General features: G+C 42.4%; 17 protein-coding genes. 10 read left to right on the top strand and 7 right to left on the bottom strand.

All coding sequences use genetic code 11. The annotated features are described in order from the left end of the window. Positions 1 to 133 precede the first annotated feature (133 nt). On the bottom strand, positions 134 to 1465 hold the full coding sequence (locus ACZ42L_RS04360; RefSeq protein ID WP_464700960.1) for an ATP-binding protein: 1332 nt from the start codon (positions 1463 to 1465) through the stop codon (positions 134 to 136). 341 nt (positions 1466 to 1806) lie between these two features. Between ACZ42L_RS04360 and ACZ42L_RS04355 the strand changes: the two genes are divergently transcribed. Further along, positions 1807 to 3093: a DUF3078 domain-containing protein gene (locus ACZ42L_RS04355; RefSeq protein ID WP_464716732.1), complete on the top strand. Its 1287-nt coding sequence runs from the start codon at positions 1807 to 1809 to the stop codon at positions 3091 to 3093. A gap of 83 nt (positions 3094 to 3176) precedes the next feature. Here ACZ42L_RS04355 and secA read toward each other — a convergent pair whose 3' ends face one another. The 3 genes from secA to ACZ42L_RS04340 all read right to left on the bottom strand — a co-directional run bounded on the left by secA (position 3177) and on the right by ACZ42L_RS04340 (position 9268). Then, positions 3177 to 6518, bottom strand: coding sequence for a preprotein translocase subunit SecA (gene secA, locus ACZ42L_RS04350; RefSeq protein WP_464716731.1), 3342 nt, complete (start codon positions 6516 to 6518; stop codon positions 3177 to 3179). 129 nt (positions 6519 to 6647) lie between these two features. After that, on the bottom strand, positions 6648 to 8060 hold the full coding sequence (locus tag ACZ42L_RS04345) for an alkaline phosphatase family protein (RefSeq protein WP_464716730.1): 1413 nt from the start codon (positions 8058 to 8060) through the stop codon (positions 6648 to 6650). Further along, a complete protein-coding gene (locus ACZ42L_RS04340; RefSeq protein ID WP_464716729.1) occupies positions 8057 to 9268 on the bottom strand; it encodes an Lnb N-terminal periplasmic domain-containing protein in 1212 nt (403 codons plus the stop codon). The genes ACZ42L_RS04345 and ACZ42L_RS04340 overlap by 4 nt, the downstream gene beginning before the upstream one ends. An 86-nt stretch (positions 9269 to 9354) precedes the next feature. Between ACZ42L_RS04340 and ACZ42L_RS04335 the strand changes: the two genes are divergently transcribed. The 8 genes from ACZ42L_RS04335 to ACZ42L_RS04300 all read left to right on the top strand — a co-directional run bounded on the left by ACZ42L_RS04335 (position 9355) and on the right by ACZ42L_RS04300 (position 19086). Further along, entirely contained in the window at positions 9355 to 10662 is a 1308-nt protein-coding gene (locus ACZ42L_RS04335) for a hypothetical protein (protein ID WP_464716728.1), read from the top strand. A 16-nt stretch (positions 10663 to 10678) separates the two neighbouring features. After that, the gene (locus ACZ42L_RS04330) at positions 10679 to 11344 is read left to right on the top strand and encodes an OstA-like protein (RefSeq protein ID WP_464703951.1); all 666 of its coding nucleotides are present in this window, start codon (positions 10679 to 10681) and stop codon (positions 11342 to 11344) included. Between the two features lie 20 nt (positions 11345 to 11364). Continuing rightward, the gene (locus ACZ42L_RS04325) at positions 11365 to 12624 is read left to right on the top strand and encodes a hemolysin family protein (RefSeq protein ID WP_464716727.1); all 1260 of its coding nucleotides are present in this window, start codon (positions 11365 to 11367) and stop codon (positions 12622 to 12624) included. A gap of 170 nt (positions 12625 to 12794) precedes the next feature. Further along, positions 12795 to 14936 (top strand): SurA N-terminal domain-containing protein, encoded by a 2142-nt coding sequence (locus tag ACZ42L_RS04320; protein ID WP_464716726.1) that lies wholly within the window; start codon positions 12795 to 12797, stop codon positions 14934 to 14936. Positions 14937 to 15060: 124 nt separating this feature from the next. Then, the gene (locus tag ACZ42L_RS04315; protein ID WP_464698446.1) at positions 15061 to 15429 is read left to right on the top strand and encodes a transposase; all 369 of its coding nucleotides are present in this window, start codon (positions 15061 to 15063) and stop codon (positions 15427 to 15429) included. A gap of 8 nt (positions 15430 to 15437) precedes the next feature. Next, on the top strand, positions 15438 to 16319 hold the full coding sequence (locus ACZ42L_RS04310) for an IS3 family transposase (protein WP_464698445.1): 882 nt from the start codon (positions 15438 to 15440) through the stop codon (positions 16317 to 16319). Between the two features lie 693 nt (positions 16320 to 17012). Continuing rightward, complete coding sequence (locus tag ACZ42L_RS04305) at positions 17013 to 17996, top strand: Gfo/Idh/MocA family protein (protein ID WP_464716725.1); 984 nt, start codon at positions 17013 to 17015, stop codon at positions 17994 to 17996. A gap of 49 nt (positions 17997 to 18045) precedes the next feature. Further along, positions 18046 to 19086: a DUF4421 domain-containing protein gene (locus ACZ42L_RS04300; RefSeq protein WP_464703778.1), complete on the top strand. Its 1041-nt coding sequence runs from the start codon at positions 18046 to 18048 to the stop codon at positions 19084 to 19086. 2 nt (positions 19087 to 19088) lie between these two features. On the opposite strand, the gene ACZ42L_RS04295 is transcribed toward ACZ42L_RS04300, so the two are convergent. The 3 genes from ACZ42L_RS04295 to ACZ42L_RS04285 are packed head-to-tail and all read right to left on the bottom strand — an operon-like array spanning position 19089 to position 23691. Next, positions 19089 to 19943, bottom strand: coding sequence for an N-acetylmuramoyl-L-alanine amidase-like domain-containing protein (locus tag ACZ42L_RS04295; protein WP_464716724.1), 855 nt, complete (start codon positions 19941 to 19943; stop codon positions 19089 to 19091). A 1-nt stretch (position 19944) separates the two neighbouring features. Continuing rightward, positions 19945 to 22155: a RelA/SpoT family protein gene (locus ACZ42L_RS04290; RefSeq protein ID WP_464716723.1), complete on the bottom strand. Its 2211-nt coding sequence runs from the start codon at positions 22153 to 22155 to the stop codon at positions 19945 to 19947. Positions 22156 to 22170: 15 nt separating this feature from the next. Beyond that, positions 22171 to 23691, bottom strand: coding sequence for a DUF4301 family protein (locus tag ACZ42L_RS04285; RefSeq protein WP_464716722.1), 1521 nt, complete (start codon positions 23689 to 23691; stop codon positions 22171 to 22173). A 348-nt stretch (positions 23692 to 24039) separates the two neighbouring features. Here ACZ42L_RS04285 and ACZ42L_RS04280 point away from each other — a divergent pair, with 348 nt between their 5' ends. After that, positions 24040 to 25074 (top strand): GNAT family N-acetyltransferase, encoded by a 1035-nt coding sequence (locus tag ACZ42L_RS04280; RefSeq protein WP_464700936.1) that lies wholly within the window; start codon positions 24040 to 24042, stop codon positions 25072 to 25074. Positions 25075 to 25130: the final 56 nt, after the last annotated feature.

Raw genomic sequence — 25130 nt, 5'->3', positions numbered from 1 at the left:
AGAAGACAATTTTGTCACCCTTGTTTTGCTGCAAAGGCCAAACAGCAGTGCTGCTAAGCCCTTGCAGTAAAGCATTGTGAGATTATTGCCCATTTTATCTACAGGACTTAGAATGTGCCATGTAGCTTTGCGCCTATAGAAAAGGAGTCATATAAACTGGGAGCAGAAGTGTCTCTTTGTCTTTCTTCAGGTCTTTTGTATAAATTAAATATCGTTTTTCAGTGATATGAGAAAATTTTTCACAGAAAACATCCAAAGATGTATGTCTGTTATAACCAGAAGATTTAACTTCTATAGGATACAATTTTGTGCCACGTGAGAGGAGGAAATCTATCTCGTAACTATGTGTGGCATCTTTTGGCCATGTATAATAGAATAGTTTATTACCTGCTGTAGCAAGCATTTGTGCAATTATATTTTCGTATATATAGCCAAGGTTAGTGTTGAGTTTGTCGTTTAGCAGTTTCTGATAAATAATATTCTCTGTATAGTCTTTGTCCCAAAAAGCGAGAGTCACGAATAGGCCTGTATCTGCACAGAATATCTTGTACTTAGAGATGTCTTTTGTTAGCGACATACCTATATTAGGATCGTTAGAATGAAAAGAGAAAATCGTAGTCTTGCTGTCTTCCAAGTCTTTCATGAATTCCATTAATTTCTTACTATCTACATCGCCAAGTACAGAGTATGGCTTATATCTATTACTAGTTTGGCTCAGCTGAGACGGAATTTCCATGAACAGAGTCTCAAGGCGGCCTGTTGGATCTAACTTCTGAAAGTCATCTCGATAAATATTAATGATGGCACGTTTGGCAAGGTCTACCATACTGAAGTTATTGGTCTCAATATAGGTCTCAACAGCTTGTGGCATACCTCCTATGAGCATATAAAGCCTGAAGTCGCGCATCTTGTCGCGATGAGCTCTGTCCAGTGGAAGTCTGTTTTCATAGAAGGTACGGAGAAGGGGAACGGTAGCCTCATCATTGAGCGCCCACTTGAATTCTTCATAATCCATCGGATAAAGAGTAACGCGCTCTTCCTCACTAGGGATAGTAATGTTTTTAGTATTCTTCTTAATGCTGATGAGCGAGCCTGTTTCAATATAATCATAACGCCCGTCTTTTACCAAATATTTAATAGCCTGACGTGCAAGAGGATAGCTCTGTACTTCATCAAAGATGATGACTGACTTCCGTTTTTTCAAAACTACATTATATATGGCTTGAAGCTGAAGGAACAGATAATCCTTATTCATCATATTGTTGAATAACGACTTTACTTCATGTGAAGCTTCGTTGAAATCGATGAGAATATATGATTCATACTCATTTTTAGCAAATAGTTCTACAAGAGTAGATTTGCCGACACGTCGGGCGCCTTCTATCAGAATAGCTGATTTGCCGTTCTTGACTTGCTTCCATTCGAGAAGACGATCATACAGTTTGCGTTTGAATATTCGTTCCATACCGAAATGTTACTTGATGATGAATGCAAAATTAGCATTTTTCTTCAAATTACCTAAATGTTTTTTATGTAAAATGCAGAAAATACGTGAATTATATTGTTCTTTTTATGTGAAAATACCGTTTTTAATGAGTTCTGCTAGTTGTCAGAAGATTCACTTATTGCATGGAGTGGACATCGAAGAAACCTTATTATATTCTTAGATTCAATTTTGGCAACTCTAACTTTGCAAGACAGATTGTTTAACTGGGGGGTGTTGTAGGAACGTATTTTTGCCTATTACGGTAGATATTACGATTATTTTATCTACTTTTGCAGAGAGTACTCTACTATAATGATAAAATGATAAGCAAGAAATTTACGATTCTACTTTGTATGGCATCGTGTCTGCCTGTAGTAGCCCAACATAATAATAGGGGCAGGATGAATCTACGAGATTCACATTTTGTAGACCGCTACATGGACTCTTTAGCACAGGTTAGGCCTGATACGATGGCTTCTGGTATGGGCCTCAGTACGTTCACGCCGTCGCCCACTTATGCCAAATTGTTTTTGCCATTGGCATTTTATAAGAATGTAAGCCATCGTATGCTTTCACTGGATGGCGACGGCAAGAAACTATCGCCCACTGAAGAAGCCTTGGAACGTGCTTTGCTGTCTGTTTATATGAATCGTCCACAGTTGGTATCGACTACTCAGAGCAAACTTGATATCATTGGCCCGACATTGGAAGTGGGCGAACAGGTGAGGGAAGCGCATCCCGATTTGGTGGAACAGGTTGCTCCTACACCTATTGAGCCGGATATCATTGCTGCTGCCCCTATTATTCATAAACCCAATTTTTGGAGTTTTAGTGGGGATTACTATTTGCAGTTTTTACAGAATTATGTGTCTAGCAACTGGTATAAGGCGGGTGAGAGCAGTTATTCGATGGTCGGAGCAGTGACGCTTCAGGCTAATTATAACAACAAGCAAAAGGTGAAATGGGATAATAAGCTCGAATTAAAGCTAGGCATGCAGACCACGAAGAGTGATAGTCTTCATAGTCTGAAAACCAGCGAGGACTTGATTCGCTATACCGGAAAGTTAGGTTTCCAGGCTTCTAAGAGATGGTATTATACGATTCAGTTGATAGCCTATACCCAGTTCATGCGTGGCTATGCTTCGAACAATCCTTTTGTATTTAGTGATTTTATGAGTCCTTTTGGAGCTAATCTTTCTGTCGGTATGGATTATACGGTAGACTTCTTTAATAAGAAACTTACCGGTACGGTGCACTTAGCTCCTGCTGCTTACAACTTTAAATATGTAAGCCGTCTGGCTCTTGCCACTCGATATGGCTTAAAAGAAGGAAAGCATCAGTTGCATGATATAGGTTCGGAAATAACGGTAGATTTGAATTGGAAATTCAACGATATGATAAGTTGGAAGACGCGTCTCTATGGTTATACCACTTATCGTCGTGCGGAACTGGAATGGGAGAATACCTTTGTATTCAAGTTTAACAGGTATATATCGACCAATCTCTTTATCTATCCGCGCTTTGATGACGGTTCTAAGCGCGATGATCATCATGGATATTGGCAGTTGAAAGAGTATGCCAGCTTAGGATTCGCCTATTCTTTCTAGCAGTCTATATTGTATCTGTCGTTCCTCCGACGGTGATAACAAAAATAAAAAAAGTCATGGAATTTGCTCCATGACTTTTTTGTTTATAGGATATTGCGTCCGTGGCAATTCTTAAACTTCTTACCACTGCCACATGGGCAAGGGTCGTTGGGACGTGGCATCTTCTCTGCTACATAGGGCGTGTGGTTCACTTCGTTGTATCCCTCACGCGTGTCTTGGTGGGCAGCAGCCTGCTGTGCAGCCCTTTCAAGTTGCTCGTCGATGTCTTCTTTTTGCTCATGGTAGAGCTGAGAGTGCTGTTCGGGAGCTGCTTCCTGCACTTGTTGCTGTACTTCGGGAATCTGAGCACGCATCAGGATAGATGCTGTGCGATTGTTCATATCATCAATCATCGTATCCCATATCTTCACACTTTCGAGTTTGAAAATCAATAATGGGTCTTTCTGCTCGTATGAAGCGTTCTGCACAGAGTGACGCAATTCATCAAGCTGACGCAGATTCTCTTTCCAGTTATCGTCGATGATGCGGAGCATCGTGACCTTCTCAAACTGTTTCACGACATCTTTAGCTTCGGTGTCGTAGGCTGTTTTGAGGTTACACGGAATTTGATAAATCATCTTACCGTCTGTAATAGGAACCATAATGCGCTCGTAAAGCTGTCCTTGGTTTTCTTGTACATCCTTGATAACAGGCCATGCGACACTCTGAATTCTATCAGCTTTGCGCTTGAAGGCTGCCATTGCTGCCTGGAATGCGCGTTCTGCAAGGTCTGACTTAGAAGCGTTTTCGAATTCCTCTTGTTCGAATGGGCATTCCATGGCAAGCACTTTCAGGAATTGTTCTCTCGCTCCTTCGAAGTCGTTCTTTTCTATGATATTGACGCAACGGTCCCAGATGATATTGGTAATATCCATACCTATACGCTCGCCCATCAATGCGTGACGACGCTTTTCGTAGATGACGGTACGTTGCTTGTTCATTACATCGTCGTACTCCAGCAAATGCTTGCGAATACCGAAGTTATTCTCTTCGACTTTCTTCTGGGCACGCTCGATGCTCTTGGAAATCATAGGGCTTTCGATACGTTCGCCGTCTTCAAAACCGAGACGATCCATCACTTTGGCAATACGCTCGCTAGCAAAGAGACGCATCAACTTGTCTTCAAGACTCACATAGAAAACAGAAGAACCCGGGTCGCCCTGACGACCGGCACGACCTCGCAACTGGCGGTCTACGCGACGGCTCTCGTGACGTTCTGTACCGATGATGGCTAAACCGCCGGCAGCTTTTACCTCGTCGGTCAACTTAATGTCGGTACCACGACCGGCCATGTTAGTGGCGATGGTTACAGCACCAAGTCCGTCTGTAGAGCGACCGGCTTCAGCAACGATTTGTGCCTCCTGCTGGTGTTTCTTCGCATTCAGCACGTTATGTGGAATGCGACGCATCTTGAGCATCTTACTCAAAAGTTCACTGATTTCGACAGATGTAGTACCAACAAGGCAAGGGCGTCCGCTATTGCGCATAGCCTCAATCTCGTCGATGACAGCTGCATATTTCTCACGTGCAGTCTTGTATACTCGGTCGTCCAAATCCTGACGGAGGATGGGACGGTTGGTCGGTATTTCAACAACGTCGAGTTTGTAGATGTCCCAGAATTCACCAGCCTCGGTAGAAGCTGTACCGGTCATACCCGATAGCTTGTGATACATACGGAAGTAGTTCTGTAACGTAATCGTAGCAAAAGTTTGTGTTGCAGCCTCTACATGGACATGCTCCTTGGCCTCAACAGCCTGATGCAGACCGTCACTCCAACGGCGACCTTCCATGATACGACCAGTCTGCTCGTCGACAATCTTCACTTCACCATCGATAACGACGTATTCATCGTCTTTATTAAACATGGTGTAAGCCTTCAGAAGTTGCTGCAATGTGTGAACACGCTCACTCTGAACGGCATATTGATTGAGCAAATCGTCTTTCTTGTCTAGTCTGGCTTGGTCTGTCAACTCGTGGTCGGCTTCCAGCTCTGAGAGCTGTGATGTAATGTCGGGTAATACAAAGAGCGTTCTGTCATTCACCTGTTGTGCCAACCACTCTGTACCTTTGTCGGTAAGATCGGCACTGTTCAGCTTTTCGTCAACCACGAAGTATAGTGGCTTGACAGCCTTAGGCATCTCGCGGTTGTTATTCTGCATGTAGAACTCTTCGGTCTTGAGCATTCCAGCCTTGATGCCTTCTTCTGATAGGTACTTAATCAGTGGCTTGTTCTTGGGCAGTGCCTTGTATGAACGGTACAATGCAAGGAAGCCGTCGTCCAAGATTTTCTGGTCTTTCTTCTGCTGGCCTTCTGTAATCTTTTGTTTAGCTTCGGCCAATAATTCTGTAGCTTGTTTGCGCTGAACCTCATAGAGCCGTTCTACCAAGGGTTGATATTCCTCAAACATTTGGTCATCTCCCTTGGGGACTGGACCAGAGATAATAAGCGGAGTACGGGCGTCGTCAATCAATACGGAGTCAACCTCATCGACGATACCATAGTTGTGCTGACGCTGTACAAGGTCTGCTGGGCTGACTGCCATGTTGTCACGCAGATAGTCGAAACCGAATTCGTTATTAGTTCCGAAAGTAATATCTGCTTGATAAGCCTTGCGACGTTCGGGAGAGTTTGGACGGTGTTTGTCAATACAGTCGACTGATAGACCGTTAAATTGATAAAGCGGCCCCATCCATTCGGAGTCACGTTTTGCCAGATAATCGTTGACAGTGACCATGTGGACACCATTGCCGGTGAGGGCATTCAGGAATACCGGCAGAGTAGCAACAAGTGTTTTACCTTCTCCAGTTGCCATTTCTGCAATCTTACCTTGATGCAAGGCTATACCACCAAAGAGTTGTACGTCGTAGTGAACCATTGCCCATTTCTGCTTGTTTCCTCCAGCAGTCCATTCGTTGTAGTAGATAGCCTTGTCTCCATCAATAGTAATGAAGTCGTTCTTGGGGTCGGCAGCCAGCTCACGGTCAAAATCTGTAGCTGTAACTATTGTCTCTTCGTTCTCGGCGAATCGACGTGCCGTATCTTTGATGATACTAAATGCGACAGGCATCACCTCATTAAGAGCCTGCTCGTATATCTCTAAAGCCTCCTTTTCAAGTTTGTCTATCTCATTGAAAATGTCTTCGCGCTCGTCGATTGGAGTTTCCTCTATGGTCTTCTTCAGCTCTTCTATTTTTGTTTTCTGGTTTTTGGCTGAATCTTGTACATACTTTTGGATTTCTTTGGTCTTCGCTCTCAGTCCATCATTGCTAAGTGCTTGAATTTCAGGGTAAGCAGCCTTAACCTTTTCTACTAATGGTTGAATCAGCTTCATGTCTCTTGTTGACTTGTCGCCGAACAACGATTTTAAAAATTTATTGAAGTTCATATCTTATGTTGTTTTATTCTTATTGTTGTGGTGTGTCAATATCGGTGTGCAAATTTACTAAATTAATTTCACATCATTCGATAAAATATTGACTAAAAGCATGTCCCACCTTATTCCTGAAGATGTTTCCTAGAATAAGGGAGCTGAACTACACGCGTTCGGAGCGCGAATCTTGATAGCTTTGGAAATCGTAGGCGCAATTTGGTCTACTGTTACGGGTGTAGTGATTTTCTCCGCCTTTATACCATTTCCGTAAAAGATAATTGGGAATGGTATAAAGGCTGTACTACTGGTATAATTGTCTGGTATAATTTCATTGACCAACTGCCATCCCGGCGCAATCTCAATGGTAATATCTCCGCTGATAGGGGGATAGAATCCATTTCGCAGTTTTTGTATATCGTTGTTTCCGGAAAGCAGTCGCTCGCTGGTGAAGACATCGCTGATGCCAGTTGTCTGGATGAGCAGTTCTTGGCATCTGTTGAGGACCTCGTGGAGAGTGACCTTCTTTTGGCCGATGAGTCTATGGTTCAGATATATCTGGTTGTGGTAATATGCTTCCACATATTCTCCTGGGCCATAGATTGCACTTAAATATACATTAAGGAGTTTGGCTGTGCGATTAATATAGAATGTTCCTGTGGGAATACGATATTGGGTATAGTCGCGATTATCTGCTTGGGCATGTCCCGTACTCGTAATCACAAAAAGAACTTTGTCCTTTCCGCTTTGTGTCTCTATATTTCTGATTAATTTGCCAAGCGTCTTGTCAAGTCGCGTGTAGACTCCTTCCATTTCTGTACGGGCATCAGAACTCTGGGAGATTGGAGCTGCCGAAAGTGATATGTTTAATAAGTCGGGAGTTTCATCTACTCCCATTGCGCGGGCTTGGATGACGGTCAATGCCAATTCGGCAATCTGATCATTGTATTCCGTGGCGCTAAAGTTGTTCCCTTTTTTTGCCGCGTTTACTATAGGCGCTTGGGGTAACCATTTCTCAGGCTTGGGAGTATAATAAGTAGACGTACGCCATTTTCCTGTGTTCTCATCTATCCAAATAGCGTTGTCTGCTGCATGACCGGCTGACAGGATTGCAGCATCTTTGTAGGCTGCGAGACCATATACGATACTTGTACCATGGCTGCTTACCTTCAGTTCGTCTCCTATGGTAGATGTTTGTAGCTTTACCGGCGAAGCAAAATGTTTAATGTCGTCTACGCACGATGTGGGACGGAGAGTTTTATGGTCTAACCACGTAGACGATATAATGCCATGGTGATAGGGCGATGTACCGGTTGCAATTGATGATATGGCCGAAGCGCGGTCTATTGGAGTAAAATTGTATGATGCAGCATCGTAAACCTTACCTTGGGTGAATAGCTTTTTGAATCCTTCACTGCCAAATAGGGGAGAGAAAGTTTCGATGTAGTCTGTACGTAGCTGGTCGATATTGATATTGACGACAAGTCTGGGCGTCAACTGAAAAGCTTGCATCTCGGCGGATGTAAGTGCAGCTATCAATATGGCAAGGTAGCGATTCATCTATTTGTAGTTAACCGTTTCTGGATATATATTCTGTCTGCCAGATATATCAGCAAGCATGATGCCAAAAGTATGATTCCTTCTGCATACTGTTGGAAAAAGCTTAAAATGAAGAATAGTGTATAGCAAATTGTCAGTAAATGGATGTATTTATGACTATTTCTAAATCTCTGAAATAAGAATAGGGTGTTTAATGGGTTCAGTATTAGAATCTGAAAATTGAGACTCACTGTCGGATGTTGGCTGAATATCATAGCCAAGAGTATGAAACCGCATAATCCGGTAAGCGAGAAAAGCAGGAGGTAGAGTCCTAGACTTACAATTCTGATGGGGGCGTATATATGTGCTACTATAATCAATATGGCAGCTATGGCGAGCAGAATGGTAGCATAGCCTTGCGGTGTGCCGGGGAAAGTGCTGTGTTTGGCGCTAACTACTGTAGGTGGGATGAGCCAATGTGTGGTGGAAACTAATTTTTCAGAGCCTCCGGTACGGTTGATGGTTGCTAGGTCAAAATCGTGGCTTAGCGAGTCTGGTAGGAATTGTTGTTCAGTTTTCTCGGTCGGTTGGTCGGCTTTGACGCCCAATAATAAATCGTTGCCAAGTCGTGTCCATCTGCTATCTTCGTTCCATTGGTGAGTCATGGAACGATACGTAGCATCCGGGTTGCTCGTAGAGGGGTAGGAAACCTCGCCCTGCAAATTGTCGACTAAAATATCCCTGGCTCTTGTGGTGCAGTTGTCGTAGAAGTAGTTATAATGGTAGGTGCGATTTTCTGCTAGGTAATTCGTTTCTAAAGCTTTTTGTATATTCGCTTTCTCTATAGGGGTAAGATTCAGCATTTGTTCTTTTACCCATCGGCCCTCTGATTGATATTCGGCCAGAAAGGCATTAAAAGGAATTATTCCCATTTCGTAATCAGTAAGTCCAAATACAAACCTTAAAATGAAGAACCGTTGTCTGAATGAGAACATTCCATAATTGATAGCCAAATCCTCGCCTTTTGTTAAGTTCTGGAATCTAATGGCTGTATGTCCGTAAAGGGAGTAGACTTCAGAACCAGGGCCACAAGTTAACAAACTTATCTCAATGGAATCTTTTGATATTTCTCTTAGAGTGCCGTTTGCTTTCTGGGCTTTGGTAATACTTGTTAAAGACAGTAAAATTATAAAATAGGCTGTCCTTAATATGTGGCTGAAATGTTTCACGATGCAAAAATAACTTATATTTCCGAGTTATCCTGCATTTGTTTCTGTTTTTTTTGATAATTTTGCAGCGTTTATTTTATATCTAGATGAAAAAGAAACTTCTATGCGTTGCCTTAATGGCTGCAATCTCTAACTTGGTACTTGCACAGAGTGGAACGAATTCTCCTTATAGTCAATTCGGGCTAGGTATGCTCACTGAACAAGGAGCAGGCTTTAGTCGTGGTATGAATGGTTTAGGACTTGGTTTTCGTGAACATAATCAAGTGAATTATCTAAATCCTGCGTCTCTGTCTTCCATAGATTCTCTTAGTTTCATCTTTGATGCAGGATTCTCTGGGCAAATAACCAATTTCCATGAGAATGGAGTGCGTAAGAATGCGAATAATGCAACATTTGATTATGTTGTAGCTGGATTCCGTGCAGCCAAACATTTGGGAATAAGTTTCGGTTTGATTCCCTTTACCAATATTGGATATAATTATGTGACGACGGAAAAGCTAAACCCGCAGTCAAGTTATACGTCAAAGGCTTATAGTAACACATATAATGGTGAAGGGGGATTACATGATGTATATCTGGGGTTCGGGTGGGAGCCTTTCAAAGGATTCTCTTTTGGAGCAACTGCCGGTTACCTTTGGGGGAATTATACCCGTTCGGTTATCAATAGTTATAGCGATGCTTATGTGAATACATTGGCTAAATACTATTCGGCTTCTGTAAGTAACTACAAGTTGGATTTCGGTGTTCAATACACTACAAAATTAAATGAGAAAGATCAAGTTACTGTAGGTCTTACTTATGGTTTGGGGCATCAATTAAATGCAGATGCTGTTTGTGATGTAGTTTCAACAAACAGTCAGACAGCCACTGCCGATACAACGTCTTATGTCGCAGCTAAAGCTTTGGAGATACCAACATCCATAGGGGCAGGGTTTATGTGGAATCACCGTGAGGTGTTGAAGTTCGGTGTCGACTATTCTTTGCAAAAATGGGGAGCTACTGAGTATCCCCAATATACTGAAAAGAATGGAAGTGTAAGCTATACGGCAACATCTGGAATGTTCAAAGACCGGCATAAGTTTACTGCCGGATTTGACTTCATGCCAGTGAACAAACGTTCTCGTTCATTCTTTAATCGTATTCACTATCGGGCAGGTGTTAGTTATGCAACTCCTTATCTAGTGATAAATGGTCAAGATGGACCAAAGGAGATTAGTGCAAGTATTGGTTTTGGAATTCCGATTATCAATGTTTATAATAATCGTTCGATGCTGAATATCAGTGCGCAGTGGGTTAATCAGTCTGCTACCGGCTTTATAAAGGAGAATACTTTCAGGATAAATATCGGATTGACGTTTAATGAGTGTTGGTTCGCAAAGTGGAAAGTTGAATAAAGGACAAGCAGTCTTGATGAAATTCTCTTGGGGCATATTTAGTTGTTTGCTTTTACTGTTTCTTTCGTTGATGTCATGTCAGGAACAGAAAGAGCATACTGCACCTGCAATTTTAGAGAAAGATTCCGTTGCATTGATGACGTCGTATGGGGTCAACACCTTAATCTCTGATTCTGGGGTTATCAAATATCGTATCGTAACAGAAGAGTGGGAGGTGAATGAAAACCGAAATCCTCCTAGATGGATATTTAATAAGGGTCTGTTTTTAGAGCAGTTTGATGAGAAGTTTCATGTTCAATCGTATATTCAGTGCGATACAGCCTATTATTATACGCAGCAGAAAATTTGGGAACTGCATTCTCGTGTAAGGATTCTAACAAAAGATGGATTGAAGTTTCAAAGTGAACAATTGTTTTGGGACGAAAATAATCATGAACTGTATTCTTATGTCTTCTCTCGTTTGATTACTCCTGAACGTACATTGCAAGGAACTTATTTCCGTAGTGATGAGAAGATGACGAAATATTATGTGTCAAATACCAAGGGCTCTTTCGAGAAAGGAGACTTTGATAATAATGCAGACATGACAGACTCGACCAAGGTGGCTACTGATTCTATTCAGAAGGCTAGGCGGCCTCAGACTCAACCACGTAGGCAAACAGTATCTGCATTGAATCGCTAAAACTAATTATTTATATAAAATTGGATATTCCATTAATCATAAGTATTATACTTTCAATGCTCTTCTCCGCATTCTTTTCGGGGATGGAGATAGCTTTTGTGTCTTCCAACAGGATGCTTGCCGAAATGGACAAAGACCGCAATAGCATTACTCAACGCATTGTCAATTTCTTCTATCATCATCCGAACGATTTTGTTAGTACAACTTTGGTGGGAAATAATATAGTGCTTGTTGTCTATGGTATTTTGATAGCGCAGTTTTTTGATAGTACTATTTTTGCTGGTTTGGAGTCGGGCTATAGAGTGATGGCAGATACGGTTTTGTCTACTATTATAGTTCTGTTTGTAGGTGAGTTTATGCCTAAGACATTATTTAAGAGCAGCCCGAATAAACTCCTTTCTTTCTTTTCCCCACTGGTTTTTGTCTTTTATATTATTCTATGGCCGATTAGTCGGTTGTCTACATTCCTCTCGAAAATCTTGCTGAGGTTGTTTGGTATCAAGATACATACAGACCATGATGATGATAAATTTACTAAGGTAGATCTTGACTTCCTGGTTCAATCTAGTATAGAGAATGCAAAGAGTGAAGATGAAATAGAAGATGAAGTGAAGATTTTCCAGAATGCGTTGGACTTCTCGGATACCAAAGTGCGCGATTGTATGGTGCCGCGGACAGAAATCAATGCTGTAGAGAAGAATTGCACAATAGATGAACTGAAGCAAAAATTTATAGAGAGTGGCAATTCCAAGATTATTGTCTACAATGAAGACATAGATCATGTAGAGGGGTATATCCACTCGTCGGAGATGTTTCGTGACCCTGAACACTGGACCGACCATATCAATTCCATCCTTTTTGTCCCTGAAACAATGACTGCCCAGCGCCTCATGCACCTGCTTTTGCAAGAGAAGAAAAGTCTTGGTATCGTTGTCGATGAGTTTGGTGGTACGAGTGGTCTGGTGTCTTTAGAAGATATTGTAGAAGAAATCTTTGGCGATATAGAAGATGAACACGATAATATGAAATATATTTCCAAGCTGAATGAAGATGGAAGTTATACATTGTCGGCTCGTTTGGAGATAGATAGAGTGAACGAACTTTTCGATTTGTCATTGCCTGAAAGTGATGATTATATGACGATAGGAGGTTTTATTCTGCATGGTTACCAAAGTTTCCCTAAGCTCAACGAGGTTGTTCAAATAGGTAAATACAGATTCAAAATAATCAAGAATACGATGACTAAAATAGAATTAGTGCGGCTCTGGATAGATAAATAATAATGAAAAGTAGTGGTGAAAAATTGTTTCATCTATTCATACGATGAGGAAAATAGCTTGTAAAGCAAGCTTTTGTGATAGAAAAATTACTCTATTTATATTTTTATTGCTATTTTTGTAGCCACTTTGTATGATGAAAAAACATAAAAATAAATAAACATAATAAAGTAATGGCAGCATTAGGAAAAATTAGAAGCAAAGGTGTGACCTTGATTATTATCATCGGTCTGGGTCTTTTTGCCTTCATTGCCGAAGAGGCATTTCGCTCTTGCGAGACAAACCGAAACAATCAGCGCCAGCAAGTGGGCGAAGTGTTAGGTGAGAAAATCAATGTGCAGGATTTTCAGAAGTTGGTTGATGAGTACACCGAGGTGATTAAAATGCAGCAAGGTACTCAAAACTTGAACGACGAACAGTTGAATCAAGTGAAAGACATGGTTTGGAATACTTATATTCAGTCTAAGCTCGTTGAGAATGAAGCTGAGAAACTAGGATTGACAGTCACCAACCAAGAGATGCAGAATACCTTGAAGCAAGGAACTAATCCAATGTTATTGCAGACTCCTTTTGTCAATCAGCAGACAGGGCGTTTTGATGCTAATGCCTTGCAGAAATTCCTTGCTGAATATAAAGCGCAGAAGACTGCTAATCCTCAAATAGCACAGCAGTATGAGACTATCTACAAGTATTGGACTTTCATAGAAAAGACATTGCGTCAGCAAATGTTGGCCCAGAAATTCCAAAGCCTGTTGGCTCACGGTCTTTTGTCGAATCCTGTAGAAGCTAAGATGGCATTTAAAGAGGCTACTGAAGAAAATCAAATCCAGTTGGCATCATTGGCTTATAGCAGTGTATCTGATGATAAAATTAAGATTTCTGATGCAGATTTGAAAGCTAAGTACGAAGAGTTGAAGCCACGTTTCAAGCAGTATGTTGAAAGCCGTGATATCAAGTATGTTGATTATCAGGTAATTCCTTCTGCTAATGATAAGTCTGCTATCAATAAGCAGTTTGCTACTTATGCCGCAGAGTTGGCTGCTGCCGCAGATCCGGCAGAGGTCGTTCGCAAGAGTACTTCTTTGATTAGCTATCTTGGAATTCCTGTTGCAAAGACCGCTTTCCCTACAGATATTGCACAGCGTTTGGATTCAATGGCTATCGGACAGACTTTTGGCCCTTCCGTAAACGCTCAGGATAACACAATGAATATTGTGAAATTGGTTGCTAAACAGCAATTACCAGATTCTGTTCAGTATCGTCAGATTCAGATTAGTGGTGCCTCTGTGGATGTCGCCCGTAAGACTGCTGATTCTGTTTTTGCAGCTTTGAATAGTGGTGCTGATTTCGAAGCATTGGCCAAGAAGTATGGCCAGACTGGTGAAAAGACCTGGATGACGACAAGTCAGTATCAGAATGCACCTTCTATGGACAACGATACCAAGAAGTTTATCAATAGTCTGAATACGATGGCGGTTAATGCTGTTGTTAATATCCCTGCTACTCAGGGTAATATTATTCTTCAGGTAGTTGACCGTAAGGGTATGATTAATAAATATAATGTAGCTGTTATCAAGAAGAGCATTGAGTTCTCTAGAGAGACTTACAGTGCTGCTTATAATAAGTTCAGCTCTTTTGTGAGTGCCAATCAGACTGCTGAGGGTATCTTGAAGAATGCTCAGGCAAGTGGATTTAAGGTTCAAGAAGCCAATGACATTACAACAGCTCAACATTATTTGGCTAATATACATAGTACACGTGAGGCTCTGAAATGGTTGTTTGACGCAAAGCAGGGTAGCGTTTCACCTATGTATGAGTGTGGTGACAATGATCATTTGTTGGTTGTAGTACTCACAAAGGTTCACCCAATTGGTTATCGTTCTTTGGATGATAATCAGGTGAAGGAAGTTGTTAGGGCTGAAGTGCTTAAAGATAAGAAGGCTGAACAGCTGATGGCCAAACTCCAAGGTGTAAACAGCGTTGCTGCTGCAAAAGCTAAGGGTGCTACTGTCTCTCCTGTAAATCAGGTTACATTTGCTGCTCCTGTATTTGTTCCGGTGACAGGTGCTAGCGAACCTGCTCTTAGTGGTGCTGTTGCTGCAACCAAGAAAGGCCAGTTTAGTGCAAAACCGGTGAAGGGTAATGCTGGTATCTATGTATTCCAGGTAGTGAATAAGCAGGCTGGTTCTGCTAAATTCAATGATAAGTCTGAGGAGCAGAAACTTCGTCAGAAGGCTCTTCAGTATGCAGGTAACTTCATGAACGAACTTTATATGAAGGCCAAGGTGGTTGATAATCGCTATTTGTTCTTCTAAGTTCGAACTTGTAATAAGAACTTGTAATGAGCTCGGTATTTTATACCGAGCTCTTTTTTTATTATATGTAGTGTACTGAATAAGTTGACAGTATCCACGTATTAATTAAAAAACGTAAACCGTCATGATTAAGTACAATGAAACGGAGAAACTCTTGTTATTAAGTCAGTACATCACCAGTGGCCTTGATGCCTACCATTTCGCCGGGAGTCGCGGTATTCCCTACACCACGTTCCGCCACATCCTGCGTTGCTACGGTCATCCGGACACCTCATCCATATCCGAGCTGATGAAACAAGCACAGATTCCCACCACCGTCGAGGAACTCCAGGCCCAGCTGGCCCGTGAGCGTAAGGCCCACGCCGAGGAACTCAAGCGTCTCAAGCATGCCCTTGCCCAGGAGCAGGTTCGCAGCCTTGCCAACTCCACGATGATAGACCTTGCCGAGAAGAAGTTCAACATCCGTATCCGAAAAAACTCCGATGCCAAGTAATCAGTACCTTGTCTCAGGGGGAGGAATGCTGCCGGCTCAAGGGTTGCGTCTCCTTCCTCTGCGGTTATCTTGGCATCAGCAGGCAAGGCTATTACCGCCACGTAGAGCGCTCCATGGATGTGGACGTCCTTCGCACGAGCATCGTGCTGTATGCCGGCGAGGTCCTCAAGGACATGCCCAAGGCGGGCATGCGCGAACTCTATGCACTGTGCCGTAGGAAGTTCGGTCCCAAGTTCACCCTCGGCCGCGACCAGTGCTATGCCCTTTTCCGCTCCAACGGCCTGTGCCAACGCCGTCGCAAGCGTCCCCGGACAACCTTCTCCAACCACGGCTACTTCATCTACGGCGACCTGGTCAACACCACTCCCAAGCTGCGTCCCCACCGCCTGGGCGAACTTTGCGTGGCAGACATCACCTATGTCGCCACGTCTTCGGGCTGGGCCTACCTGTCGCTGGTCACCGATGCCGCCTCACGGGTGATCCTCGGCTGGGCCCTGCACCCCACACTGGCCAGGGAAGGCCCCATCCAGGCCATGCAGATGGCCATGGGATGCTACAGGGAGTACGGTGTGGACCTGACCCTCCTGATTCACCATTCAGACCGCGGTGTACAGTATTGCTGCCATGAGTACGTCTCCCTCCTGGAGCGTTCCGGCATCCGTATCAGCATGACCCAGACCGGAGACCCGCTCCACAATGCCCTGGCCGAGAGGATGAACAACACCGTCAAGAACGGCTGGCTCTTCGATACCCATGACAAGAGCTTTGAGGAGGTCAGTCAACTCGTGGCCAAGGCCGTGAGGCTATACAACACCGTACGCCCGCACCAGAGCCTGGAGATGCGGACACCGCAGCAGGAACTGCTCAGGCTCCTGGGCCGTGCAGCCTAGGGGATTCGCTCCGGGGAGGATGCAAGCCCCCGACGCCAGGACTCCCCCGGTATTCTCCATAGAGTCCATCCATCATAAAAAAAGAGGTCAACCTTTGGACGGACAATGAAGAAACATTAACTTTGCACTTCGACGACAGCTGTCAACCAGAAATGAACTTTGGAGAAAGAGGTGACAACCTGCATGGAAAATAAGAATCGCAGGTGTCAACAGATAATCAATTTAAAAACAAAAGCTGTCAACTAAAACCAGTACACATCAATAGGAATCAGACTGCAAGGCTTCGGCAACATTGCTGCCTAGGCTCTGCAATATTGCTGTCCGGCCTTTGCAGTATCGTTGCCGAGGCCTTGCAATTTTTGTAAGTTTTTGGATTGTTATTGGGCTACTCGTTTCTTAGCCAACTATGTAAGAATCTGCAACTTGGAAAAACTTTTATCAGGATTCTATTGCAAATGATGTTTTCTGATAATTTTACAGGCATGTACTGAATACATTTCCATCATTAATTGCTAGACTATATATCTATATAATAATATGGTGTACAAGAGCAGCTGGATGCAACAAATATCCTGGAAATTTTTATATATGTCTCATTTCTATTAACTTTGCAGAAATAAGCCTACAGGCAAGGAGATTGTCAGAGATTATATCTTCATGTTGGCATTCGTAGAATGGAAGAAAATAAGTAATATGAAACTAATTAGTTGGGGCTTTATTGGCTGTGGAGAAGTGACGGAAAAGAAATCCGGTCCGGCTTTCAACGAGATTGAAGGTTCTCATGTAGAGGCAGTTATGAGCAGGAGTGAGGAGAAAGCTCGTTCTTATGCAGAGCGTCATCATATCAAGAAGTGGTATGTTGATGCCCAGGAACTTATAGATGATCCCAATGTCAATGCTGTTTATATTGCCACTCCGCCTTCGAGTCATGCTACATTTGCTATCATGGCAATGAAGGCAGGAAAGCCTGTATATGTAGAAAAGCCATTGGCTGCCAGTTATGAGGATTGTGCTCGTATCAATCGTGTGAGTGAACAGACTGGTGTTCCATGCTATGTTGCTTATTATAGGCGTTATCTCCCTTATTTTCAGAAAGTGAAGAACATTATTTCCAGTGGTACTATTGGGAAGGTCACAAATGTGCAGGTAAGGTTTTCTGTGCCTCCTCGCGACCTTGATTATAATAGTTCTAAGAGCTTGCCTTGGCGTCTCCAGCCGGATATAGCAGGTGGAGGCTACTTCTATGATTTGGCTCCTCACCAGCTTGACCTGTTACAGGAGTTGTTTGGAGTTATTACCCGTGCACATGGATATTGTGCTAATCGTGCTCATCTGTATCAGGCTGAAGATACCATCAGTGCCTGTTTTTTGTTTGAGAATGGGTTGCCTGGTAGTGGCTCTTGGTGTTTTGTGGGACACCAGAGTGCCAAAGAAGACAGAATAGAAGTCATCGGAGATAAGGGTATGGTATCATTTTCGGTTTTTAACTATGATCCCATCATGCTCGTAACGAGCGACGGTACAACCAGTATCACGGTTCCTAATCCTGCTTATGTTCAGTTGCCGATTATTAAGAAAGTTACGGAGGACCTCCAGGGAATAGGAGCTTGCACATGTACCAGTGTAAGTGCGACACCGGTGAATTGGGTAATGGACAGAATCTTAGGTAAACTTTAAGTAGAACGTATTGAAAAAGACAGTTTTCTTATTCTTCATTTCTATATTGATGAGTACTCATACTCTATGGGCGCAAGGTGATACTATCGGCCATGAAAAGCAGAGTGTGTTTGCGAAACTGTATGAAGTGGTTAAGGAGTTTAGTCGTGTAGATACTAACTATATAGAGCCTCAGCATTATAATTTTACAGTGATGTTGCAAAACACCAATACCTATGAGATGTATTGGCTGCGTTCGGGACAGGGTACTACAATGAGATTGTCGCCTAAGCCTAGCATGAAATTAGGACCTTATGTAGGCTGGCGGTGGATGTTCTTGGGTTATACGGTAGACTTGACCCATTTATCTGGCGGTAATAACCGTAAGGAATTCGATTTGAGCCTGTATAGTAATCAGCTAGGGATAGATTTATTCTATCGAAAGACTGGTGATGATTATCGTATTAGTGAATTGGGAATAGGCCCTGGTATTGATACTTCACCCTTGGATAATGCTCCTTTTGATGGGTTCAAGGCCAGTGTGAAGGGGTTTAATCTCTATTATATCTTCAACCATAAACGTTTTTCCTATCCGGCTGCATTTAGCCAGAGCACTTGTCAGAAAATAAGTGTCGGGTCTCCACTAGTGGGTATTGGCTATACGCACCATGCACTAGACCTGGACTGGGGGGAGTTATACGACTTGGCTGAAGAGCGACTTAGCCCAGTGGCAGTAGACAAGATTATGGCCGATACGACTCTGTTGACTTCGGAGATAAAATATTCGGATATAGCTGTGATGGGAGGATATGCTTACAACTGGGTCTTTGCCAAAAACTGGCTGTTTGCAGCTTCGCTCTCTCTTGCATTGGGCTATCAGAGCAGTAAGAGTGATGAAGACCACAAAAACTTCAAGTTCAGAAACTTTACCTTCAAGAATCTGAACTTAGATGGAGTCGGACGTTTTGGGATAGTGTGGAATAATACGAAGTGGTATGCAGGTGCCAGTGCTATCCTGCATACCTATAATTACCACAAAAGTCAATTCCATGCAAACACTACGTTTGGGAATCTGAATATCTATGTCGGCTTTAATTTTGGCCGGAAATAGTGTTACTTGATTTCTATAATCCTTATACCAATTTGTATGGGATGTTTGCTCATGTAGGTTTTCAGCAGCATAGGCTCTTCTACCACTTTCTTGTGGACCTGTGAGGCATTCAGCATGTGAAGCCCGTCCCGATGCCATACGGCAATTCCTATGTGCGATGTATCCAGTCCGCGTTTGTTGGTAATGATGGCAATAATATCCCCATTCTTGATAGAATTCCGAAATAGTGCCGTGTTTGCAATCGTGTTTTTGGGAATGTAACGATACTGCAATCCGTCCAATGCCTTTTCCATTTGGGCGATTTCTGTCGTCCATGTTGGATTTTTTACAAGCATTGGGTAGTATTGAGGGTGCTCGCTCATATATCTTACTCGGATTTTTTGTATGGCGGTGAAAGGAGCTTGAGAGGTTTGTCTGTCTCTGACAAGTCCTAATTTGCTATTGCTGATAATCCATTCTGTAAAATAATGATGCCTTTTGGTGTATTTTATATCTCCTTTTTCATATCTGATTTTCTGTAGTTGATTGCAGAAATCCATGAAGGAAGTTTGTTTGTTTTTGACACACAAAGTCAAGGCAAGCACATTCTCTACATAGGTTGTGCAGTCCAGTTGCCGCAGATTGATAACCAGCTTCTCAGTCTGATTGTTCTCAAGAGTTTTGGCTACATAGGGTATATTGACCAGCTGTCTGGCAAAAAACAAAACATAGTTTGTCTCTGGCTTTTGCATTTTAGCCAGTTTTAGCAGTGATACCACCTTCGTGCTATCGTATTTTGTGTACTGTATTGGCTGGTTAGCAGCTTTTACCGCCAGTGCATTCAAGGCAATAAGAATGCCTAATAGTTTTCTATACATATCAAAGTCTTACTACTTGTTTTACTCCGCGAATCGTCTGGAGCTTCTTAATGAGTGAATTAAGCATGTCTATATTTTCAAGCATCACGACGACGTTGCCGTTGAAGATTCCATCATGGGAGTCTATGTTGATGGAACGCATGGTCAGTTTGTCCTCTTTTGAGATGATATTGGTGATGTTGTTGACAATTCCTATATCGTCATTTCCTACGATATGTAGTGTGATACTATATTTGTTAGCTCCTTTTCCGCTCCATTTGGCTTTCACAATTCGGTAGCCGAATCGTTTTCTTAATTCCGGTGCATTAGGACAGTCTGTTCGGTGGATGGTGATACCCCCATTGACGGTAACAAAGCCAAAGACAGAATCTCCATAGATGGGATGGCAGCATTTTGCCAGTTTATAGTCAAGTCCCTTCAGGTTTTTGTCAATGACTAATACGTCATCATTCTGCTTCAGTATTCTGGCGTCGGGATTGTCGTACGCATAATTCTCTGCACTTTCAGCAGCTTTGGGAGCATTGAGATTCAAATCGTGGTCTCTGACCTCTATGTATTTTTCTATGACACTGTTTGTATCTAGTTTCTCGTCGGCAATATCCTTGTAGAAATCAGAATTCTCTTTATACCCCAACTTCTTGATAAGATGTGCCATGATGCTCTCTTCAATCTCCAACTTACGATTCTTAAACCTACGCTCCAACAGCTCCTTGGCGAACAGTCCATCCTTGGCTTGCGTCTCTTTGAGGGCAAGTCTAATCTTCGCCTTGGCTCTACTGCTCTTGACTATGTTGAGCCAATCTCGTTTGGGGCGCTGATTGGTCTGGGTAATGATTTCGATGGAATCTCCCGAATGCAGTTGCTCCCGAAATGAGACCGCCTTCCCGTTGACGCGTCCCCCCACGCATGTATTGCCAATACCGGAATGGATGTGATAGGCAAAATCTAATATGGTAGACCCTTTTGGGAACTTTAAGATTTCTCCTTTGGGCGTAAATACATATACTTCGTCCTCGTATAAATCGAATTTGAATTGGTCCATCAATTTCAAATCGTCATTATTCTCAAGCGCCGCCCTGATGTTGGCCAGCCATTCATCGATTCCTCCTTCACTCTTGATGCCTTTGTATCGCCAGTGAGCTGCCAATCCGTGCTCGGCTATTTCGTCCATTCTCTCTGTACGAATCTGCACTTCTACCCATTTGTTTTCAGGACCAAGCACGGTGATGTGCAAACTTTCGTATCCATTACTCTTTGGCACACTTAACCAATCGCGCAAGCGTTTCGGATTGGGCTGATACATATCGGTGATAATAGAGTAAGCCTGCCAACACTGCATCTTCTCTTTCTCAATAGGTGAATCTAGAATAATCCTGATAGCGAAAAGATCGTATATACCCTCAAACTTGCATTTCTGCTTTTTCATTTTTTGCCAAATAGAGTGTATGCTCTTTGTTCGGCCTTTCATGTGGAATGATAATCCTGCTTGTTTTAGTTTCTCGTCAATCGGCCCGATGAAACGTTGGATATAGGCATCTCGGCTTTTTTTAGTGTCATTGAGCTTATCCTTAATCATGTAATAAGCATCATGCTCAAGATATTTCAAACTGAGATCTTCCAGTTCGCTTTTGAGTTTATAGAGTCCTAGTTTATGAGCGAGTGGGGCATAGAGATAGCTTGCCTCTTCGCTGACTTCTTGTTTATGTTCCAACTCTTTGGTATCGCGAAGCTGTCTCATCAGGTTTACCCTGTCGGCAATCATAATCAGGATGACGCGCATGTCTTCACTGAAAGACAAGAGCAGATTCCTGAAATTCTCGCTTTCAATGATAGGATTCTTGGTATACAACTCATGAATGCGACACAAGCCTCTGATAATCCGGAAAACTCCACTTCCGAAGTCTTTTTCGATACGTTCTAATGTCTCGGAATCATTGGATACACTCGTATATAGCAGTATTGCCAATACACCATCGCGTTTGATACCAATCTCAGAGACTGCCAGTTGGGCAGTCCTGAGACTTTCGAGTATGGGATTCAGTCCGAAAACATCTCTATGAATAATATCTGAGCCTATGGCTAAACCGAGATAGCGTTTGATTTTATGCTCGTCATCCGGCATCAGACTATCTGCCAGACTTTGGTGTAATATGCGCCTTAATTGCAGGGCTTCTATCTTCTCCTGGGTTGTAAATTCAAACTTATTATTCATAGAGATATGGTTATTTTATTGATGTTGTTCCCGTAGTAAGTCGTTGACCGTCTTGACGGGATTAAATGTACTGAGTGGCACTTCTACGAAAATAGTATTCCAGTCACTCATAGCGCCATTCCAAAGGCCAGGGAGTTCAAGTGCTTTCAACTCTTTGCCGTTTTTGCTCTTATGGCTGATGAAGCCGGTTGCTTTATCCACAAAATCAGGTAAATGGAAACGATTTCCTTGATAGTCTTTCGTAGCACAGACTAGGTCTACTGGATTGAAGTGTGTTCCTTCGGTGAACATCTTGCTATATTCGGCATTATCAGTGTCAATCTGGGTGCTTTCCAGAATCTGTAGACTGACGGAGCCGTCGTTGTTGTATACCAGGAATGGGCCACCTCCGGGTTCACCCACATTCTTTACCACCCCGCAGACTCGCATCGGTCGGTTCAGCTTATTCTTGAGATAAATCACGAGTTCGGCATCTTCAAGCATTTTGATGTCTGCTTTTCGGCAGCATAAATCCTGTTGCACGAATCGGATAATTTCTTCTAATGTGCTGTGGTTGTATTGTCCGCTCTCTATGATTCTGAGATAGTGGAATGCCCTTTCTTGCAACGTGACGAGGATGCCTGCGATTAATTGCTTGTAAACGACGGTATCTTCTTTGAGACGGTCGGGGACAACGTTGTCGATATTTTTGATAAAGACGATATCGGCATCAATATCATTGAGATTCTCAATCAAAGCTCCATGACCGCCTGGACGGAATAGCAAACTCCCATCCTCATTCCTGAAAGGAGTGTTGTCTGGATTGGTGGCAATGGTGTCTGTATTTGCTTTTTGCTCAGAGAATGATACATTATAATGTATATCAAATTTTGTCTCATAGAAAGATCGTTTTTCCGCCAGTCTCTGCTTGAAGAGTTCCAGATGGTCGTGGCTGACAGTGAAGTGTATATTAGCTTCACCTTTGGAGTTTGCATAGAGTGCTGCTTCTACCAGATGTTCTTCCATAGGCGTACGTGAACCTTCCTCATAGCTGTGGAAGAACAGTAACCCTTTGGGTAGAGAACCATAGTTAAGCCCTTTTTCATTGAGCATGTTGGCTACGACATCCTTGTGTCGTCCTTCATTTACAAGTGTTGGAATGTCTTTGCCGGTATTCTTCTGGCAGCAAGTGTTGAGTGCTTCATAGAAAGCAAATTGTTGTATATGGTCGAAATAGGCTTTCTCGAAGTCTGTCTCAGGTTTATTATAGTCTGCTTGCAGGAATGCAAACATATTCTTGAACATTCTGCTGGCCGCTCCGCTTGCTGGTACAAATTTTACAACTGTGTGTCCTTCACCCTTGTATGTATTCCAGGTTTCGATGTATTGGTCGCGTTCGCTCGCTGACGGTGCAATAATACCCTTGTTGATAGAGGCAGCCTGTTCCAGGCGAAGGAACGGAAAACCTCTTTTTATCTCTTGAAGTTGATGTTCTACATGTTCTGGAGTCATTCCATGATTGGAAATCTGTTTCAGGTCGGATGGTGATAGATTCATATTGTTAAGATTTAGTTTTACAAACCTGTGTTTATATTAGTCGTGTATGCGAATGAGAGGATTTCTCTGTCATTCAAGCTCCTTACAAAGATAAGGTTTTTGTTGTTATTGGCAAAAGAAATATGTCTATAAATCTCAACTTTATGACTGTACGGGTACTACCATAAGTGCTTGATACCTTGTATTAAGGTGTATATATTTTGTAATTAAGAGAATATACGTTATATTTGCATAATAATTTATCGCTTTTTGCCCTTGGGGGGGCTTTCTGTTGCTGTGACAAACCAAGGCTGGACAGCTTGTTCTATCAGTGAAAGGAGCGATAGGTAAATATTTAATATATAGTCAATGGAAATAGTAAATACTGATCCGTGTTGTGAATTGCAAACAACGAGCAATCTGTTGAAAATACGTAGTATATGGAAAGAAATCTATGATGCCAATGAGAAACATGGCGTTTTTCAAGAGTATTTTTACAATCAATGTATCTGGATACAACAGTTCCTACGTAGTTTAGGTAAAAAGCGTTATCCGCTTTTTGCTGTGATTTATGAGCATGGAGAACCTCTGCTTATTGCCCCGCTGAGTGTATCCTGGAAGAGAGAAAATCAACCGATGCTTTTTAACGAGATACAGGGCTGTGATGTCGCAGAATTTATTTATCGTAATAATATTACTGATGAACAATTGGATGCCTGCATTGACCTTCTCACGAATCGTTTTGGCACAATCAAGATGACGCGCTTTGACACTCAATCTAAAATCTATAGGCGTTATATTGAGCGGTATCCTGATATAGAGCAAACATTTTATCCGTATGTAGATATTCCTTTTGGTAATAGTCATGATGATTATCTCCGAAGTTTGAGTAAAAGTACACGCCAAAATTTACGCACTTCGTACAATCGACTGAAAAGCGATGGTCGAGAATTCCATTTTGCTGTAGAGGGAGGACGAGCATTTAGCTTAAAAGAGTGGAGTAAGTTCTATTTCTTTTATACTGATAGGCAGCAAGAGAAGTATCGCAAATATAAAGGGATAAAAAAGTACACGAAGATGTTTACCAAACATGATTGTGTGAGCATCAGAAACAGTAGCAGTAATTTTATAGCCACCTTATATTATGAAGAAAAGATAGCTGCTCTCTTGATGGGGTTGGTGAGTCGTGATGGTACACGTGTCGTAGTACCATGGTTGGCTATTGATGGTAAACTTGGAAGGTATTCGCCTGGTTACCAATTGGTTAATGAAACCATCAAGTATTGTATGGAACATACCCAAATACGTCATCTTGATTTGAGCCGAGGTGATGAAGGGTACAAACTCACTATGGGAGGTCGACTTTATTATACAGCCTATTTTGAAATGAAGAAACGAACATAAGGTGGGGAAATGGTTTATTTGGCAAGCCTATTGATGAAGAGACCGATAGACTAGCT

It is taken from the genome of Prevotella mikamonis, assembly GCF_055381405.1.
The sequence above is the reverse complement of the archived record's forward strand: the minus strand, read 5'-3'. Positions and strand labels throughout refer to the sequence as shown.

Coding starts and splice junctions, on each gene's coding strand:
- ACZ42L_RS04360 (WP_464700960.1), bottom strand. CDS start 1,465: ATGGAACGAATATTCAAACGCAAACTGTATGATCGTCTTCTCGAATGG.
- ACZ42L_RS04355 (WP_464716732.1), top strand. CDS start 1,807: ATGATAAGCAAGAAATTTACGATTCTACTTTGTATGGCATCGTGTCTG.
- secA (WP_464716731.1), bottom strand. CDS start 6,518: ATGAACTTCAATAAATTTTTAAAATCGTTGTTCGGCGACAAGTCAACA.
- ACZ42L_RS04345 (WP_464716730.1), bottom strand. CDS start 8,060: ATGAATCGCTACCTTGCCATATTGATAGCTGCACTTACATCCGCCGAG.
- ACZ42L_RS04335 (WP_464716728.1), top strand. CDS start 9,355: ATGAAAAAGAAACTTCTATGCGTTGCCTTAATGGCTGCAATCTCTAAC.
- ACZ42L_RS04330 (WP_464703951.1), top strand. CDS start 10,679: ATGAAATTCTCTTGGGGCATATTTAGTTGTTTGCTTTTACTGTTTCTT.
- ACZ42L_RS04320 (WP_464716726.1), top strand. CDS start 12,795: ATGGCAGCATTAGGAAAAATTAGAAGCAAAGGTGTGACCTTGATTATT.
- ACZ42L_RS04315 (WP_464698446.1), top strand. CDS start 15,061: ATGATTAAGTACAATGAAACGGAGAAACTCTTGTTATTAAGTCAGTAC.
- ACZ42L_RS04305 (WP_464716725.1), top strand. CDS start 17,013: ATGAAACTAATTAGTTGGGGCTTTATTGGCTGTGGAGAAGTGACGGAA.
- ACZ42L_RS04300 (WP_464703778.1), top strand. CDS start 18,046: ATGAGTACTCATACTCTATGGGCGCAAGGTGATACTATCGGCCATGAA.
- ACZ42L_RS04295 (WP_464716724.1), bottom strand. CDS start 19,943: ATGTATAGAAAACTATTAGGCATTCTTATTGCCTTGAATGCACTGGCG.
- ACZ42L_RS04290 (WP_464716723.1), bottom strand. CDS start 22,155: ATGAATAATAAGTTTGAATTTACAACCCAGGAGAAGATAGAAGCCCTG.
- ACZ42L_RS04285 (WP_464716722.1), bottom strand. CDS start 23,691: ATGAATCTATCACCATCCGACCTGAAACAGATTTCCAATCATGGAATG.
- ACZ42L_RS04280 (WP_464700936.1), top strand. CDS start 24,040: ATGGAAATAGTAAATACTGATCCGTGTTGTGAATTGCAAACAACGAGC.